The organism is Providencia sp. PROV032 (genome assembly GCF_028484875.1).
GTDB classification, from domain to species: domain Bacteria; phylum Pseudomonadota; class Gammaproteobacteria; order Enterobacterales; family Enterobacteriaceae; genus Providencia; species Providencia rettgeri_E.
In genome coordinates, this window is record NZ_JAMPSX010000038.1 from 1 (window position 1) to 18,530 (window position 18,530).

Annotated in this window: 16 protein-coding genes; 14 read left to right on the top strand and 2 right to left on the bottom strand. The window is 41.3% G+C overall.

Annotation, left to right across the window (positions count from 1 at the left end; translation table 11 throughout):
* Positions 1 to 201 precede the first annotated feature (201 nt).
* The 7 genes from PSF42_RS19040 (at position 202) to PSF42_RS19070 (ending at position 6,469) form a co-directional block, all read left to right on the top strand.
* A complete protein-coding gene (locus PSF42_RS19040; RefSeq protein WP_125895149.1) occupies positions 202 to 564 on the top strand; it encodes a hypothetical protein in 363 nt (120 codons plus the stop codon).
* Positions 565 to 713: 149 nt separating this feature from the next.
* Positions 714 to 2,210 carry a hypothetical protein gene (locus PSF42_RS19045; protein WP_125895151.1) on the top strand — a complete coding sequence of 499 codons (1,497 nt, stop codon included), beginning with the start codon at positions 714 to 716 and terminating at the stop codon, positions 2,208 to 2,210.
* Between the two features lie 69 nt (positions 2,211 to 2,279).
* Positions 2,280 to 3,242, top strand: a complete 963-nt coding sequence (locus PSF42_RS19050; RefSeq protein WP_125895153.1) for a nuclear transport factor 2 family protein — start codon at positions 2,280 to 2,282, stop codon at positions 3,240 to 3,242.
* Positions 3,243 to 3,254: 12 nt separating this feature from the next.
* Entirely contained in the window at positions 3,255 to 3,548 is a 294-nt protein-coding gene (locus PSF42_RS19055) for a PAAR domain-containing protein (RefSeq protein WP_125895155.1), read from the top strand.
* Between the two features lie 93 nt (positions 3,549 to 3,641).
* Entirely contained in the window at positions 3,642 to 4,238 is a 597-nt protein-coding gene (locus tag PSF42_RS19060; protein ID WP_125895157.1) for a LemA family protein, read from the top strand.
* Positions 4,235 to 5,446, top strand: a complete 1,212-nt coding sequence (locus PSF42_RS19065; RefSeq protein WP_272680505.1) for a TPM domain-containing protein — start codon at positions 4,235 to 4,237, stop codon at positions 5,444 to 5,446. Before PSF42_RS19060 ends, PSF42_RS19065 begins: the two co-directional genes overlap by 4 nt.
* A gap of 540 nt (positions 5,447 to 5,986) precedes the next feature.
* The gene (locus PSF42_RS19070) at positions 5,987 to 6,469 is read left to right on the top strand and encodes a hypothetical protein (protein WP_125895160.1); all 483 of its coding nucleotides are present in this window, start codon (positions 5,987 to 5,989) and stop codon (positions 6,467 to 6,469) included.
* Between the two features lie 207 nt (positions 6,470 to 6,676).
* On the opposite strand, the gene PSF42_RS19075 is transcribed toward PSF42_RS19070, so the two are convergent.
* Positions 6,677 to 7,810, bottom strand: coding sequence for a multidrug effflux MFS transporter (locus PSF42_RS19075; protein ID WP_125895162.1), 1,134 nt, complete (start codon positions 7,808 to 7,810; stop codon positions 6,677 to 6,679).
* A 130-nt stretch (positions 7,811 to 7,940) separates the two neighbouring features.
* Between PSF42_RS19075 and PSF42_RS19080 the strand changes: the two genes are divergently transcribed.
* Positions 7,941 to 8,702, top strand: a complete 762-nt coding sequence (locus PSF42_RS19080; RefSeq protein WP_125895164.1) for an AraC family transcriptional regulator — start codon at positions 7,941 to 7,943, stop codon at positions 8,700 to 8,702.
* An 81-nt stretch (positions 8,703 to 8,783) separates the two neighbouring features.
* Here PSF42_RS19080 and PSF42_RS19085 read toward each other — a convergent pair whose 3' ends face one another.
* The gene (locus PSF42_RS19085; protein WP_004256842.1) at positions 8,784 to 10,070 is read right to left on the bottom strand and encodes a citrate synthase; all 1,287 of its coding nucleotides are present in this window, start codon (positions 10,068 to 10,070) and stop codon (positions 8,784 to 8,786) included.
* Positions 10,071 to 10,741: 671 nt separating this feature from the next.
* Between PSF42_RS19085 and sdhC the strand changes: the two genes are divergently transcribed.
* From sdhC to odhB, 6 genes are all read left to right on the top strand, one after another.
* Complete coding sequence (sdhC, locus tag PSF42_RS19090) at positions 10,742 to 11,131, top strand: succinate dehydrogenase cytochrome b556 subunit (protein ID WP_004909059.1); 390 nt, start codon at positions 10,742 to 10,744, stop codon at positions 11,129 to 11,131.
* Positions 11,125 to 11,469 carry a succinate dehydrogenase membrane anchor subunit gene (gene sdhD, locus PSF42_RS19095; RefSeq protein WP_004256832.1) on the top strand — a complete coding sequence of 115 codons (345 nt, stop codon included), beginning with the start codon at positions 11,125 to 11,127 and terminating at the stop codon, positions 11,467 to 11,469. The genes sdhC and sdhD overlap by 7 nt, the downstream gene beginning before the upstream one ends.
* Complete coding sequence (gene sdhA / locus PSF42_RS19100; RefSeq protein WP_125895166.1) at positions 11,470 to 13,236, top strand: succinate dehydrogenase flavoprotein subunit; 1,767 nt, start codon at positions 11,470 to 11,472, stop codon at positions 13,234 to 13,236.
* A gap of 35 nt (positions 13,237 to 13,271) precedes the next feature.
* A complete protein-coding gene (locus PSF42_RS19105) occupies positions 13,272 to 13,988 on the top strand; it encodes a succinate dehydrogenase iron-sulfur subunit (RefSeq protein WP_004256824.1) in 717 nt (238 codons plus the stop codon).
* Between the two features lie 496 nt (positions 13,989 to 14,484).
* Positions 14,485 to 17,298, top strand: a complete 2,814-nt coding sequence (sucA, locus tag PSF42_RS19110) for a 2-oxoglutarate dehydrogenase E1 component (protein ID WP_213913427.1) — start codon at positions 14,485 to 14,487, stop codon at positions 17,296 to 17,298.
* A 14-nt stretch (positions 17,299 to 17,312) separates the two neighbouring features.
* Entirely contained in the window at positions 17,313 to 18,524 is a 1,212-nt protein-coding gene (gene odhB / locus PSF42_RS19115; protein WP_102138330.1) for a 2-oxoglutarate dehydrogenase complex dihydrolipoyllysine-residue succinyltransferase, read from the top strand.
* The last annotated feature ends 6 nt before the right edge of the window (positions 18,525 to 18,530 follow it).

Consider the following 18,530-nt stretch of genomic DNA (forward strand, 5'->3'; position numbering starts at 1 on the left):
CCCATTACGAAACTAAAAACGTTGTTATGGGGAGAGGAAACCGCTTCCCGCTTTGAGCGTGAGCGCCGCGGATTTCCCGATAATGCAAAGCTTGGGGGCAAGCTGATGCGTTTTACCCCCATTTAATATGATGCAGTAAATCTCGTTTTTGAACGCCAATTTTTAGACCAGTTAATTTACTTTTTTATTCACGCCAAAAGTATGAGTTATCAATCACAAATGGATTTTTCATTAGAGGATTGGGTTGTCAGTGCGTTTGAACGGCCAGCACCGAGAGCACAAAAAATACAAGAGCGTTATGGTGAAACCACTTGGCGGCAAAATTGGCAATTAGCGAGTGATTTGTCGTCATTTTGTCAGCACCACAGAATTGATGATAAACATTCCTATCAGTTAATTGCCTATATGCTGGCATTATACCAAATTTATCGAATTGAAGATGTTCCTGAAGAATGGCGTGTGTCTTTAGCTAATGAAATGGGCTCCGGAAATTATCGGGTACATAGTTTGGCTAGTCGTATCTTAAATATGTTGCCAGACTTAACAAAGGAAAATGGACAATGAGTGATAAATTAATATCACCTAAAGTAGGGTGTGCAACGCAAACGTGTGACATACCGGAACCTTGTTATCTGGATTTACTTGTCAAAGACACCTCAAAGGATAAGGTGATTTTAGAGTAGCGAGGTGAAAATGTTATATCACCGGAAACAGTGATTGATGAGGGTGATGGGGTTCCATTAGAAATCCTGCTCAATGATAAGAAACATAATAATGCCCAACATAATGCAATACTCACTTCAAAGAACTATGAACAAGCACTGAGTTTGGGGTCTTCTCAATCGGTTTCAGTTTCCTATAATGCAAGTCGTGATGCGGGTACTTTTAGCGCAAGTAATTTACTTAATACCTTTGTCAATATGCTGGCGCCTATTGACGCATTCAAATCGCCAAGAAGGTACAATATTACAGCGGCTAATTGTCTTGGTACGAAACAAGATTGGTTCTTTGATGTTATTCCTTCGGTGAAGTTTGGGTTCTCTGTCAATTTTAGTTACTCCTTTCAAACTCGAGAAGCGAATGATAAAGAGCGAAAAGATAAGCAAATTAGTAAATTAAAGTCAGAACGACTCAAGGGCGGGCCAAGGAAAAATACGTTACCGAAGAAGCTGAATAAGTACCATAAAGGCTGGACATTAGCGCCGATCCCATTTGTCAAAACGACCTCACTAGGTATTGATGTCGGCTTTTTTTATGAGCTAGCAGGGCATCCCTATAATTTAACGCCCATTAAGCAAATAAGCGAAACAAAAACGTTTCTTGATGACTTGTCAGGTATATTGAAAGTCAGTCAAATTATTAATGATATCGAAACAAAATTTTTATATCAGCAAAAAGGTAAATTGACCCCTTTCGCCGATAAATATCCTATTTTCTCTTTCGATTTCTCAGATATCGAGATTGGATTAACCTTCTTTATGGAGAATGTGACTCAGCGTGATTCAGCTCGATTAGTTTGTGCATTAGAAGGGAAGCCTTTTTGGGGAGGGTCATTTAAAATTGATGTTTTGCAAGTACTTGCGCTTTATGGTGGCAAAGCCTTGAGCAGCGGTATAAGTAAGTTACGTGAAGCTTTAGAAGAAAGGAAAAAAGGTAAAGGTAAATTTAGTGCGGGTATTAATATTGATATTACTTTCTCTTTTGCTGTTCACTGTTTTGTGGGGATGGCGCAAACTCCCGACAAGCAACAAGAGTTTGCATTTGATGGCAATAATAAGTTTGAGGTAGGCTTTAAAGCCGATGCGGGGGCTTATATCAAAGCTAATGTCCTTTTTTTAGAGGCGTGTTTTGAATTTCATCTACGATTCGAAACAAAAGGTGCGCTTGCTTTAGATGCCCATGACGATGGAATAGACTTAGTGCTTTGCCATGATGGTATTGTGCTGAAATTTCAATTTACGGCGGATGTTTCTCTTCGAACCAAAAAAGATGATAGTGCTTTTTATGAGGGTGCTCCACTCGACGCAGATTGGACTATCTACCAATTTGCAGACCCTTTAGCACTTACCGAGTCAGATATTCGTTTTAATTTAGCAGGGCAAGTTAGAAAAGTACCTGAAAGACAACGACCGGAATTAGCAGCGCTGACTTCAGCGGTCAATACTACGCCGGTATCGATAGCGGGCTCAGCTATAAAAAACACTGTTTAAAAAAGGTTTATGATGAAACTAAGCAACTTACTGTGTATGACGACAATCTTAATATTAGGAAGTAATCCAATGAGTTATGCCGATGATAATGACTTTCTTATTCGTACTTCTGTCGATATGAAATACGCATTTTGTGATGTTAAAACCAATGGGGTAAGTGGAACTAATAACCGCTCAGGTCTTGTAAGTGGCGGATTAGGTTTTGGTACGACAAGCACAAACTCGATGATAATGATGCGTAATGGTGAGAATACTATTACCATTGAGATGGCATCACCAAATTGGTTTTCAACTAAAGAGGTACCAAAAGATAAACTCAATCAATTTAATCCGAATGCAAAATGTGAGATTACGGTCAATAAAATAACGGATAATGGCGATATTATTCCATTAACAACGTTAATGGTTAAAATTAATGAAAAAGGTGAGCCAGAAGCATATCAAGGTGATGCTCTGGACAGACACGTAGAGAAAAAAGTGATTAAAGCCCCCAATACAGAAAAAGTGCATCAGAATAGAATACGTCAGAATATTCGGCCCAATGAATATCCTCATGATATGACAGTATTCCAATTTAATAAAAAAATAAATGTAATGGGAGTACCCGAATGGGAATGGGTAAACGCTGAAAGGTACCAAGATACCCCAGAACAACGCAAATTGTTACAAGACGCATATTTAGAATTATGGACTGCATTTAACCAAAAGGATTTATCAAAAATAAAACAAATATTGGCTCCTTCACTAAAAACTTGGGTAGAAACAACAGGAGGGACGATTGACGAACAACTAGAATCACGTGAAATAGCAGCTGATTTTAATCAGAAGGCATTCGCAATGATCCCAATTACTTGGGATAATTTTGAACCCTTAGTTATGAATGATGGGAAAATGGTAAAGTTGGTTTATAAAGAAGATTTTGATTATTCACCTATTTCATATAGCTATTTTAACGATGCAAATAGAAAAATTATTGGAGTACATTCCCCAATATTTTCTTTAGTAAATGGAAAATTCATTCCAGTCATATAGTCGGGTATTATTATGCCAACAATCATTCTTATTGATGATTCTGATACAGGCCATGGAAAACATGGCCCAACCCAAGTGATTACAGGTTCACCAACAGTAAAAGTCGATGGTAAAGCGGTTGCTCGGCAAGGAGACGCATTAGCGCCTCACGGTGGGCATTCAAGAACTATCGTTGGTGGTTCGAGTAGTGTATTTATTGATGGCAAACCTGCGGCCAGAACCGGTGATACAGTAAGTTGCGGTGGCGTATTAATGGGTAATTCAACGGTAAAAATTGGTTATAAAATAATATGTTATGACGGATAATGATTGAGTTCGCTAGGATTGATGATAGTAAAGAAATTAGTGTTACACCAGATAGTCAATATTAACATTAAGTGGTTAATATAAGGATATTTAATGCGCAAGTTAGCGATCGGTTTGGTATTAGTGATAGTTGTAATTTTTACTCTGTTAGTTAATTCTTACAATACAATCCAAAAAAATGATGAGTTAGTCTCTGCGGCAGCGTCAGAATTATTAAACCAATATCAGCGTCGATTTGATTTGATCCCTAATCTGGTCAATACAGTTAAGGGATATTCAAGTCATGAAAGCAATGTGTTACAAGAAATTGTAAAGGCGAGAGCGTCTGTCGGGAAAATTAATGTGGATAGTCGCGTGTTTGATGATCCTGAAATTTCTGCGAGCTATCAAAAAGCTCAAGATAATTTAGGGCAATCTCTATCACGTCTGTTAGTCATTTCAGAAAATTACCCTGAATTGAAAGCAAACTCACTCTATCAAGACCTGATGGTACAGTTGGAGGGGGCTGAAAATCGTATTTCAGTTGCAAGAGGGCGATATATCGAAGCAGTACGAAATTATAATACTCAAATCAGGCTGTTCCCTTATAACTTCATTGCGAAACTTATGGGGTACGATAAAAAAATTAATTTTAACGTTGAGAATGTGCATGAAATCAAAAAAACACCAATGGTGGATTTTAGCTCATGATACGCAATATTTTATTTTTATTCTCTTTACTATTATTGAGTGTCATTGCGAGCGCATCAGTGAATAATATACCTCCATTGAAAATGGATCGGGTCATTGATCGTGCAAATTTATTGACGGCGCAGCAATTTAAAACGCTAAACAATTTATTGATTAATTTTGAAAATAATCGAAATGATGGTTCACAGTTTGTTGTTTATATCGTTCCGACTACTGGGAGTGAAAATATCGAAATTTTCGCAAATCGTGTTTTTAATCAATGGGGGATAGGTAAAAAGGGGCTTGATAATGGATTATTGCTTGTTGTGGCAATAAATGACCGCAGTGTTCGCTTTGAAGTCGGGTACGGCTATGAGGAGACATTTACCGATGTTCTTGCTGGGCGAATTATTCGAAAAAATATGTTGCCGTATTTTAGAGCAGAAAACTATTATAAGGGTATTGAGCAAGGGATTATAAATGCCATTCATGTAGCTAATGATAGACCAATAAGCTCAACGAATTCTCTGATAGATCTTATTCCCCTTAAAATATTACAAACACATTTTATTTTAATTTATATGGTAATATTAGGGCTAATTTATTGTTTTCAGATTGTATTTTCAACGAAAAAACTGAAAAGAAAAATTAATCACGTGATAGCACAGTCAGGTAAAAAAAAGAAAAATTCAGAAAAGCGGGGATATAAGTTAGGTGCAAATCAGCTAAAACGGTTAAAAAATTATCTGAATTACTCATTCTATTTTCCAACATCATTTTCGCTGTATTTCCCTGTAGTGTTTTGTTCAGTCGTTGTCATTTTTTATACACAAATAATTTTTAATGGTATTGTTAACCCTTTTATCTTATTACTGATGGTGGTGTTATCATTATTCTTTAACCTTATTTCATTAACCGTGCTGTTTATTGGCATTAATATCTTATTTCCGATTTATCGACAGCAGAGAAAAGAATGGAAAGCGATTTGTGAGTTCAGTCGATTGGGTTCGCCTTTTTATCAACCTTCATATTCAGTAAACACATCCCATAAACACGCTTCTAATTTTACTTCCAGTCACGATTTCAGTTCATCGAGTACATCGAGCTCATCAAGCTCATCAAGTTCATCAAGCTCATCAAGTTCATCAAGTTCATCAAGTTCATCAAGTTCATCAAGCGGTGGGGGAGGCGGCTCTAGCGGGGGTGGCGGTGCTTCTGGACATTGGTAAAGTATCTGGACTTGGCTTTTTAATAAGTTTTATATTTCTGTTAAGGAGGGGGAACTCATATTAAAACTAAATAAAGGATATGAACCTGCTGGAATCGATTGGAGTAGATACACATTTAGTTCATATGAAGATAATCGTACTTTCCGTTATGAAATTAATTTTAGTCGGCTATCACCAATAAAATTAGTTATTCCTGAAAGTCGAGCATTTCACTATAATTTCTACCTGTCGATTATCGATGGAAAAGTCATCATAGTTCGATAATAAAGGGGGGATTAACGATTAGTTCCCAAACAAAGTTTATTTTGTTAAAAAACTAATAATAGGACAGAATTGACCTACTGTTATGTTTTTATTGGGATGGCTTATCCTCATAATCGTTCTCGCTGTCAAGTTAGCGATAAATTTTGGGCGAATTGTCTAAATGGATTATTCAGACTTGTTTTAAATGTGGTATTTAAGATAGTAAAGTCAGTCTGGAGATATTATTTTTCACTCTGCTATCATTGGCAGCTAATTTAATAAGGAACATTAATTACTATGTCTATGGTTCATAACCGATTCAGCTTGATTGCTACCATCATTGGCGCGTTTAGCATTCTTGTCATACTTGCTAGTCAAAGCTTTGAACGCGAATACGCTCAATCTAAACCTAAGATAGAGCAAATAGTTCATGAAAAGGTAAGCAGCATTAAAAAAGCAACAATTGATGCCATTAAAGGAAAAAAATATCAGGAGCCACCTGTAGACGAAGCCAAAGAACAGCGACAGATTTTGCTCGATAAAATTGAATTAGCAAAACAGCTCAGTATCACTCTTGGCGTATTTGGGATTATTTTTGCAGCCATTTCATTTATCCGTGGTGAGAATAAAAATTCAGGTCGGATAGCTTTGGCGCTCAATGGCAGTGTACTGGCTATCTCACTTTTATTATACGCAGCGACAGGCTTAGCCGGTATTGTTGCGGTTTTACTTGTTATTTGGTTAATTGGTAACTTTTTTGATATTTTTAGCATTTGTTAACTAGGTTTTGAATGCTTGTTTATCCTGAGGCTACGGTTAATTTATATTCTATAAAAAGCACTTTTAAGGTTATTGTGGGGACACGGTAACGTTACTCCTCTAAAAACTGAAGAAAAGTTATCCGTGTCTCTGAATTATGGGTCGACCATAGGCTCAAACAGGCATTTTTGAACTGATAGCGACATAAAAGGGGTTCTCTAAATCTATTTAGTGTACTTGGCTACTCCATCTTAGTGATGCAAAAACCAATACTAAACCCGAAACAGTGAGTACTAAGCCTAAGTGTTGGCTCCAGCCAGCGACCATTAGACCGATGGCGAGTCCGATGTAGTAAAATAAACCTAAAATTGCGCCAGCGGTGCCTTTTCTGTCACCATAACGGTTTAATGCATGGGCAAGTATGTTTGGGATCGCAATTCCGTAACCAATAACGACTCCGATAACGGGTAAAACGAACCAAATTGAATCCATTAGCACAAAAACCAAACAGCCACTCACTAAGGAAATCGCGCTAGACAGTTTTACAAGCTGCTCAGATGTGTGTTTTTTAGCCAATAAATAGCGATTTGCTATCGAACCTAAACCAACCCCAAGCGCTAATAATATCCCAGTTAATCCAAACTGTTGTTGAGTGAGCATTAATTGTTCAAAACTGAATGGAGCCAGCTGATAATAGCTAAATAAATTAATGTTGAAAAATGCAATCAAGATCACATTTCTAGCAATTTCTTTATCAGCGATCATGCGTAAAAATGTCTCAGTAAATGAGACTTGGGTCACGTTTTCAGGCTTGGTCTCAGGTAAACGACAGGCTGACCAGAGAAAAAGCACCACAGCTAAAATAGCTAAGCCGATAAAAACAGTTCGATAACCGCCAAAACTGACGAGTCCAGCACCCGATAACATTCCCAAGGCGGGACTGATTGCCAAAGCAACACCCATGATAGAAAAAACTTTCGCTAATTCATGGCCTTGGTAGCTATCACGCATAGCGGTTTGTGTACCGATTGAACCGACGGCAGCGCCAAATGCTGACAACATTCTCATTAATAATAATAAATAAAAATGTGTGACAAATAACGCACCAATAGACGCAATGCCGTAAATCAATAAACCCGCCAAAATAGTCGGGCGACGCCCTAAGGTGTCACACATACGTCCCCAAAACACCACGCCCAATGCAAAAGCAAAGAAATAAAGCGACAGTGTTTGTGAAGCTTGTTCCGCATTTACTGAGAAAGCGCTGGCAATATCAGTGAGAGCGGGGCTGTATATGGTTTCCACAATTTGAGGAAACATCATTAAGGCAACAGCAAGCCATAATGAAAGAGGATGTTTCATACTTTTTCCTACCAATCTACTAAAAAGAAAGGGTCTAATCAGACACAACGATTCAATGGCAGGCAGTTTAGTGTTATTTTTATTGTCTTATTACAATAATAAAGACTATAAATATCAAAAAAGAGACATTATGGCTTGGTTAAATCAAACAGATGAGTTTCAAACGCATTGGTACAGCGCCCCAGTATTGGGCATTGCAGCAAAAATGGGGCAGCATGACTCTGGTTTTCATAAACATGAAATGGGACAACTTTTGTTTACACAACAAGGGTGTATACGAATTTCACTGGAAAATCGCCTCTCTTTGCTTCCTCCTGGTCGGGTGGCTTGGATCCCACCATTTGTCCTTCATCGGGCACAAATGCAGGCATCCGTGGGGTATCGTTCGGTTTATTTATCAGAAGAATATGCCAAAGAAATTGGAAACGATGTGGTTATTTTGAATATTTCCCCATTGCTAAGGGAAGTGTTAGAACGTATTGCGATTGCGCCGTTTGAGAGTGATTGGCTGCGGGGACGTTTGGCCAACTTATTACCGGTATTTATCGATGAATTACAAAGTGCAGCTTTAGAGCCAACGCTGTTGCCATTACCGCAAGATAGGCGCCTTAAGGGAATTGATATCGAGCATTTACCACCGAATTTAAACCAGTTAGCGCAGACTATCGGTGCGAGTGAGAAAACAATCACGCGTATTTTCTTGAGAGAAACAGGTATGACATATCAAACATGGCGACAGCAATGGCGGTTTATTAAAGCGATTGAATTACTCGCACAAGAAAAACCTTATCACTATATTACTCAAGAACTTGGTCTGACAAGTGATAGCGCGTTTATTAGTTTTTTCCGAAAAATGAGCGGGATGACACCAAGGGAATATCAACAGCAGTAAGCTGAATGATCCTCGTAAAAAAGAAAAAGCCCCGAAAATTCGAGGCTTTAGCATATGTAGGGGGGCAGATTTAATTAAATATTATTTTTTTGATAATTCGGAATTGAATTCACGTTTGTCATAACCCGTGTACAACTGACGAGGGCGGGCAATTTTCAGGCCGTCATCGTGCATTTCATTCCAATGTGCAATCCAGCCAATGGTACGTGCGATGGCGAAGATAACTGTGAACATTGAAGATGGAATACCCATTGCTTTCAAGATGATACCTGAGTAGAAGTCAACGTTCGGGTACAGTTTTTTCTCAATGAAATACGGGTCGTTCAATGCGATGCGTTCTAGCTCCATTGCAACTTCCAGCAGGCTGTCATTCAAGCCCAGTTCGTTCAGAACTTCATGGCAAGTTTCACGCATTACGGTTGCACGTGGGTCGTGGTTCTTATAAACACGGTGACCGAAGCCCATTAAGCGGAAAGAGTCATTTTTGTCTTTAGCGCGCTCGATAAATGCTGGGATGTGCTCAACGGTTTGGATCTCTTCCAACATACGTAAGCAAGCTTCGTTAGCCCCACCGTGAGCAGGCCCCCACAGTGAAGCAATACCTGCCGCGATACAAGCAAATGGGTTTGCACCGGATGAACCTGCAGTACGAACTGTCGATGTTGAGGCGTTTTGCTCGTGGTCAGCGTGCAGAATCAAAATACGATCCATTGCGCGCTCTAAAACAGGATTAACTGTGTATTCTTCACATGGTGTCGAGAACATCATATGCAAGAAATTACCCGCGTATGACAAGTCATTACGTGGATAAACAAAAGGTTGGCCAATTGAATATTTGTAACACATCGCTGCGACTGTTGGCATTTTCGACAGCAGACGATAAGCCGTAATTTCACGGTGGCGTGGGTTATTAACATCCAATGCATCGTGATAGAAGGCTGCTAGTGCGCCAGTAACACCACATAATACAGCCATTGGGTGTGAGTCACGGCGGAAACCATTAAGCATGCGAGTAATTTGCTCATGGATCATGGTATGGCGAGTCACCGTATTTTTAAATACGTCATATTGTTCTTGAGTTGGTGCTTCACCGTATAGCAGGATATAACAAACTTCGAGATAAGAGGCTTCAGTGGCGAGTTGATCGATAGGAAAACCACGGTGCAACAGGATGCCTTGCTCACCATCGATATAGGTGATTTTTGATTCACAGGATGCAGTAGAAGTAAAACCAGGGTCGTAGGTAAAAAACCCTTTAGAACCTAAAGTTCGGACATCGATAACGTCTTGACCAATCGTTGGGCTTAAAATATCTAGGTCAATATCACCCTTACTACCAGTCGTTAGCTTAGCTTTGTTATCAGCCATTACGGTCTCCTTAGCGCTTGATAATCGACACCCAACAACCCAGAAGCCCAGCGTTATACTGTGTCTTCGTGCATTGTTCTACCGGTATGCTTTGGAAATCAGCTCGCTATCACATAAAACCTGAAATCTGAGACCGACGACAATGTAGTTAGGTTGTTTATGAGTGTGTAGATGTTATGTTCTTTTTGTTGTTTTCCCTACAATATCATTATTTGTGGTAAGAGGAACAACTTTCATAACTTTTGTTATTAATACCCATCATAGTTCAAATTGAAGAGTATTTAACATTGCAACATTCACGTTTTTTTCTTTTACGATGAAGTGTCAACAGCACCGTTAAGATAATTCTGCCAGACCTATATGTAAGATAAATGTTGAATCATTGTCAAATAAGATAAGCACATTTATACAAAATGTTTAAATCGTGATCCCTCTCACTGTTCGGGCTAAATGTCTCCAAACATTTTGTGTGGGAATTGTAATGGCATTGTGAAGACTTTATACTAGCGGCAGGTCTCCGGATTACCCTGTAGTAGGAGTTCCCAGCGTGATCAGTATGCAACTTTATTTAAACATGATGGATTAGAGTTTGTGTTAAGTTGCATTTTGTACCCCTGTCGCTGTCTGATTTCCACCCCAGGTCCGGAGGATGGAAAATAATAAAGAGCTGTGTGGGCAAAATTGTGAAAAAACAAAGACCTGTCAACCTTGATTTGCAGACGATTCATTTCCCGATCACTGCAATATCTTCGATCTTGCACCGTGTCTCTGGCGTCATTACTCTCATCGCAGTTGGTATTCTGCTTTGGTTGTTAGGGACATCTCTCTCCTCTCCAGAAGGTTTTCAATACGCGTCTGAAATAATGACTGGCTTTTTTGCTAAGTTCATTCTTTGGGGCATCTTGACAGCTTTGGCTTACCACATCTGTGGTGGTATTCGTCATATGCTAATGGATTTCGGTTGTGTTGATGAAACGCTTGCTGCTGGTAACTCATCTGCAAAAATTACATTTGTCATTACCGTGATTTTAGCAATTCTGGCGGGGATTTTAGTATGGTAAGTAATGCTTCTGCTTTAGGCCGTACTGGTATCCAGGACTGGCTATTAATCCGTGGTTCTGCGATTGTTATCGCGCTCTACGTACTCTACATTGTTGGTTTTGTTGCTATTAACGACATTACCTATGACGTCTGGCGTGGCTTTTTTGCTTCTTCTGTGACGAAAGTATTCACTATCCTCACGTTGTTCTCGATTCTTGTTCATGCGTGGATTGGCATGTGGCAAGTGCTGACTGACTACGTTAAACCTTTAGCAATTCGTTTAGTATTGCAACTGGCTATCGTTGTAGGTCTGTTGGCTTATTTAATTTACGGAACAATTGTTGTGTGGGGTGCATAAATGAATCTGCCAATCAGAGAGTTTGACGCTATTGTTATCGGTGCGGGTGGCGCAGGTATGCGCGCAGCACTTCAAATTTCACAGATGGGCCTATCTTGTGCGCTTCTGTCAAAAGTTTTTCCAACCCGTTCTCATACTGTATCCGCGCAAGGTGGTATCACGGTTGCTTTAGGTAACACGCATCCTGATAACTGGGAATGGCACATGTATGACACTGTTAAAGGTTCCGACTACATCGGTGACCAAGACGCTATCGAATATATGTGTCAAACAGGGCCAGAGGCTATCCTCGAATTAGAACATATGGGGTTGCCATTCTCTCGCCTTGATGATGGAAGTATTTATCAACGTCCATTTGGCGGTCAGTCTAAAAACTTCGGTGGTGAGCAAGCTGCGCGTACTGCAGCCGCAGCTGACCGTACTGGCCATGCACTGTTACATACCTTGTATCAACAGAACTTAAAAAACCATACAACCATTTTTTCTGAATGGTATGCCCTTGATTTAGTTAAAAACCAAGACGGCGATATTGTAGGTTGTACTGCAATTTGTATGGAAACCGGCGAACTGGTTTATTTCAAAGCGAAAGCAACTATTTTAGCAACGGGTGGTGCGGGTCGTATTTACCAATCAACCACTAACGCGCACATCAATACGGGTGATGGCGTGGGAATGGCTGCTCGTGCAGGTGTACCACTGCAAGATATGGAAATGTGGCAATTCCACCCTACGGGGATCGCTGGTGCGGGTGTTCTCGTGACAGAAGGTTGCCGTGGTGAAGGTGGTTACCTGTTGAATAAAGACGGCGAGCGTTTCATGGAGCGTTATGCGCCGAACGCGAAAGACCTTGCGGGTCGTGATGTTGTTGCGCGTTCAATCATGATTGAAATTCGTGAAGGTCGTGGTTGTGATGGCCCATGGGGTCCACATGCTAAACTGAAATTGGACCACTTAGGAAAAGAAGTTCTGGAATCTCGTTTACCGGGTATCCTTGAGTTATCTCGTACCTTTGCTCACGTTGACCCAATCAAAGAGCCAATCCCTGTTATCCCGACTTGCCACTACATGATGGGCGGTATTCCGACTAAAGTTACAGGCCAAGCTATTCGTTATAACGAAAAAGGTGAAGATGAAGTCATTCCTGGCTTGTTTGCAGTCGGCGAAATTGCCTGTGTATCAGTACACGGCGCTAACCGATTAGGCGGTAATTCACTGCTCGACTTAGTGGTATTTGGTCGCTCAGCGGGTCTGCATCTGAAAGAATCCATCATGGAGCAAGGTTCAATGCGTGATGCATCTGAATCTGATATTGATGCAGCAATGACACGTTTTAACCGTTGGGAAGGTGCTCGCACGGGTGAAGATCCAACTGAAATCCGTAAAGCACTGCAAACCTGCATGCAGCATAACTTCTCGGTATTCCGTGAAGGTGATGCAATGGCGAAAGGTTTAGAAGAGCTGAAAGTGATCCGTGAGCGTTTGCAAAATGCACGCCTTGATGATACTTCGACTGAGTTTAATACGCAGCGTATCGAATGTTTAGAACTGGATAACCTGATGGAAACGGCTTATGCAACGGCACAAGCTGCAAACTTCCGTACAGAAAGCCGTGGTGCGCATAGCCGCTTTGATTACCCAGAGCGAGATGATGCGAATTGGTTATGTCACTCATTATATTTACCGCAATCTGAAACGATGACGCGTCGTGAAGTCAACATGCAGCCAAAATTGCGTGAAGCCTTCCCACCGAAAATTCGTACCTACTAATGCGTGGTGTTAATCCAGTTGCGGAGAAATAAACTATGAAATTACAATTTTCGATTTATCGCTACAATCCTGATGTGGACAACGCACCACGTATGCAAGATTACACGCTAGAAGTTCCTGAAGGGCGTGACATGATGTTACTGGATGCGTTAATCCAAATCAAAGAGCAAGACCCAACACTCTCTTTCCGTCGTTCTTGTCGTGAAGGGGTATGTGGTTCCGATGGCCTGAATATGAACGGTAAAAACGGGTTGGCGTGTATTACGCCATTATCCGCGTTAATCCGTGGTGGGAAGAAAATTGTCATTCGTCCATTACCGGGTCTGCCTGTTGTGCGTGACCTGATTATCGATATGACTCAGTTCTATACCCAATACGAAAAAATTCGTCCATATTTGATTAATGATAACAAAAATCCACCAGCGCGTGAGAATTTACAAACTCCTGCACAACGTGAAAAACTCGATGGTTTATATGAGTGTATTTTGTGTGCTTGTTGTTCGACTTCTTGCCCATCGTTCTGGTGGAATCCAGACAAGTTTATCGGGCCTGCAGGCTTGTTGGCAGCGTATCGCTTCTTAATTGATAGCCGCGATACTGAAACTGATTCACGATTAGATGATCTGAACGACGCTTTTAGTGTCTTCCGCTGTCATAGCATCATGAATTGTGTCAATGTATGCCCTAAAGGGCTAAATCCAACAAAAGCTATCGGTCATATTAAATCTATGTTGCTAAAACATAGCGCCTAATTATGAATATTTAACCCACAGTGCTTAGGTGCTGTGGGTTAAAATAGGAATAGCACAAAATAAAAACATAAGTTAAAAGAATCGCGTAAAGTAAAAACAATATTAGGAGTTTAATGCGCGGAAGCTCACAAAAGCGCGAAAACGAAATACCAACAAAGAGCATCAGAAAGTAACATTGTCACCCATAAAAAGTAGTACTTATTAAAACGTTGTCATTACAAAAGCGTAAAAAAGTGAAAGCAAAGAAAGTAACAGTAACAAGTAGAAAAAATAGCCAACTGCAAAAGATGAAGACGACAGCCCACGCATAGGGGCCTTTAAAAACCGCAGCCAGTTTTTAAAGGTTCCTTAAAAGGGAAACCCTTACTGATAAAGGGCCTCCCAAAGAGAGAACATGCATAAAGCACGTCCAAGAGAACCTTTATCGAGGTCGCTTAAATGCGGCAATTAGTTAACCACGGCGAAAACTAAAGCTTTAAAAGCTTAAGGGATCACAATGCAGAACGGCGTAATGAAGGACTGGCTGGATTCAAGCTTTCTGGCAGGCGCGAACCAGACTTATATAGAACAGCTCTATGAAGATTATCTGACTGACCCTAACTCTGTCGATGCCGAGTGGAAAGCAATTTTTGAGCAACTTCCTGGTGCAGCACTCGGCACTAGCGGTGAGCAATTCCACTCCCAAGCGCGCGATTACTTCCGCCGCTTAGCAAAAGACTCTACACGTTATCACACCTCTGTTAGCGATCCAGCTATCGACGCAAAACAAGTTAAAGTTTTGCAATTAATCAATGCGTTCCGCTTCCGCGGGCACCAAAATGCGAATCTTGATCCGTTAGGTCTTTGGAAACGTGAATCTGTTCCAGATTTAGACCCAGCATTCCATAACCTGACGAAAGAAGACTTCAACGAAACCTTCAACGTGGGTTCATTTGCGATTGGCAAAGAAACCATGAAGCTGAGTGAGCTATATGACCACCTGAAACGTATTTATTGCGGTTCTATCGGTGCAGAATATATGCATATCACTAATACAGAAGAAAAACGTTGGATCCAACAGCGCCTTGAGTCTGTTGACGTTTCTAAAATCTTCTCAGTAGAAGAGAAGAAACGCTTCTTAGCAGAATTAACAGCAGCTGAGGGGCTTGAGCGTTACATCGGGGCTAAATTCCCAGGTGCAAAACGTTTCTCATTGGAAGGTGGTGATTCACTGATCCCAATGTTGAAAGATTTAATCCACCACGCAGGCAAACAAGATACCCGTGAAGTTGTTTTGGGAATGGCTCACCGTGGTCGTTTAAACGTTCTTGTTAACATCTTAGGTAAAAAACCGGGCGAATTATTTGATGAGTTCGCGGGCAAACATAAAGACCACTCTAGTGCGGGTGACGTTAAATATCACCAAGGTTTCTCCTCTGACTTTGAAACCGCAGGCTCTCGTGTTCACTTAGCATTAGCATTTAACCCGTCTCACCTTGAAATTGTTAGCCCAGTGGTTATTGGTTCCGTACGTGCACGCCGTGACCGCCTGGACGAAGGCCGCAGTAACATGGTTCTGCCAATTACCATTCATGGTGACTCAGCAGTCACTGGCCAAGGCGTTGTGCAAGAAACATTGAACATGTCTCAAGCTCGTGGTTATGAAGTTGGTGGTACTGTACGTATCGTGATTAACAACCAAATTGGTTTCACAACTTCAAATCCGAAAGACACCCGTTCTACAGAGTACTGTACAGACGTTGTGAAGATGGTACAGGCACCAATTTTCCACGTGAATGCGGATGATCCAGAAGCCGTGGCATTTGTAACGCGTTTGGCATTGGATTTCCGTAATACGTTCAAGCGTGATGTCATGATTGATTTAGTGTGTTATCGCCGCCATGGCCATAACGAAGCGGATGAGCCAAGTGCAACTCAGCCAGTGATGTATCAAAAAATCAAACAGCATCCAACGCCACGTAAAATTTATGCAGACCGTTTAATTGCTGAAAACGTATTAAGTGCCAATGATGTCACTGAAATGGTTAATCTGTATCGTGATGCATTAGATGCGGGTGACTGTGTGGTTGAAGAATACCGTGAAATGGGCCTGAACTCATACACGTGGGCTCCATATTTAAACCATGAATGGGATGAGTCGTATAAATCAACTGTTGATATCAAACGCCTAACTGAGCTAGCAACCAAAGTTAGCACAATCCCTGAAGGTGTGGTTGCGCAATCACGCGTTGAGAAAATCTACGCAGACCGTGCCGAAATGGCGAAAGGTGAAAAATTACTCGACTGGGGCGCTGCTGAAACTTTAGCGTATGCAACGTTAGTTGATGAAGGTATTCCAGTGCGTTTATCGGGTGAAGACGCGGGTCGTGGTACATTCTTCCACCGTCATGCCGTTGTTCACAACCAAACGAATGGCTCAGTTTACGTTCCGCTGCAAAATATCCATAACGGTCAAGGCGTCTTTAATGTTTGGGACTCTGTTCTGACTGAAAACGCGGTATTAGCATTCGAATATGGCTATGCCACTACTGAGCCTCGTGCACTGACTATTTGGGAAGCCCAATTCGGTGACTTCGCTAACTGTGCGCAAGTGGTTATCGACCAATTTATTAGCTCTGGTGAGCAAAAATGGGGTCGTATGTGTGGTCTGGTAATGCTACTGCCTCATGGTTATGAAGGTCAGGGTCCAGAGCACTCATCTGCACGTTTAGAACGTTACCTGCAACTATGTGCTGACCAAAACATGCAAGTGTGTGTGCCGTCAACACCGGCTCAGGTTTACCACATGTTACGTCGCCAAGCCTTACGTGGCATGCGTCGTCCTCTGATTGTGATGTCACCAAAATCTCTGCTACGTCATCCATTAGCGGTCTCTAGCATGGAAGAATTGGCAAACGGTAAGTTTGAGCCAGTTATCGGTGAAATCGATGAAATCAATCCGAAAAATGTGAAACGCGTCATTCTGTGTTCAGGGAAAGTCTATTACGATCTGTTAGAACAACGTCGTAAAAATGAACAAACTGACGTTGCTATCGTGCGTATCGAGCAGTTATATCCGTTCCCACACGAAGACATCCAAAAAGCGTTGGCGCAATTTACTGATGTAAAAGACTTTGTATGGTGTCAAGAAGAGCCATTAAACCAAGGTGCTTGGTATTGCAGTCAACATAATTTCCGTGAAGCTATCCCAGCAGGGGCAACTTTACGTTATGCAGGTCGAGCTGCTTCTTCATCTCCAGCAGTTGGCTATACGTCCGTACACCAGGAACAACAAAAAGCCCTGGTTAATGACGCTTTGAACATTGAATAATTAAAGGATAGAAAATGAGTAGCGTAGAAATTCTTGTTCCCGATCTTCCTGAGTCCGTTGCAGATGCTACGGTTGCCACATGGCATAAAAAACCAGGTGACAGTGTTCAGCGTGACGAAGTACTGGTTGAGATCGAAACAGATAAAGTCGTATTAGAAGTTCCTGCAAGTGAAGCTGGTGTATTAGAAGCTATCGTTGAAGATGAAGGTGCAACGGTGTTGTCTAAGCAGTTACTGGGGCGCATTCGTTTAGGCGATAGCACAGGTATTCCTGCTGAAGTAAAAGAAGCACAAGAATCAACACCTGCCCAACGTCAAACTGCAAGCTTAGAAACAGAAAGCAACGATGCGCTGACGCCAGCTATTCGTCGTTTAATTGCTGAGCATGACTTAAACCCTGCAGATATCAAAGGTACGGGTGTTGGTGGTCGTTTAACGCGTGAAGATGTTGAAAAACATTTAGCTGCAAATAAATCTGCGGCGCCAGCAGCGAAAGCACCAGCGGCTCCACAAGCGCCTTTAGCACACCGTAGCGAAAAACGTGTTCCAATGACGCGTTTACGTAAACGTATTGCTGAGCGCCTGTTAGAAGCGAAAAACACCACCGCAATGTTGACGACCTTTAACGAAGTCAATATGCAACCAATCAAAGATTTACGTAAACAATATGGCGAAGTATTCGAAAAACGTCATGGTGTTCGTTTAGGCTTTATGTCTTTCTATGTGAAAGCTGCGGTTGAAGCACTGAAGCGCTACCCAGAAGTGAATGCTTCTATCGATGGCGATGATGTGGTTTACCATAACTATTTCGATATCAGCATTGCGGTTTCAACACCACGTGGTCTGGTAACGCCAGTTCTGCGTGATGTCGATGCAATGAGTATGGCGGATATCGAGAAAAAAATTAAAGAACTGGCTGTTAAAGGTCGTGACGGTAAATTAACTGTCGAAGACTTAAGTGGTGGTAACTTCACTATCACTAACGGTGGCGTATTCGGTTCTCTGATGTCTACACCTATCATTAACCCGCCACAGAGCGCGATTTTAGGCATGCATGCTATTAAAGACCGCCCTATGGCTGTAAATGGTAAGGTAGAGATTCTTCCTATGATGTATTTAGCACTGTCTTACGACCACCGTTTAATCGATGGTAGTGAGTCAGTTGGCTTCTTAGTCGCTATCAAAGATATGCTGGAAGATCCAACTCGTTTACTGCTGGACGTATAGCAACAT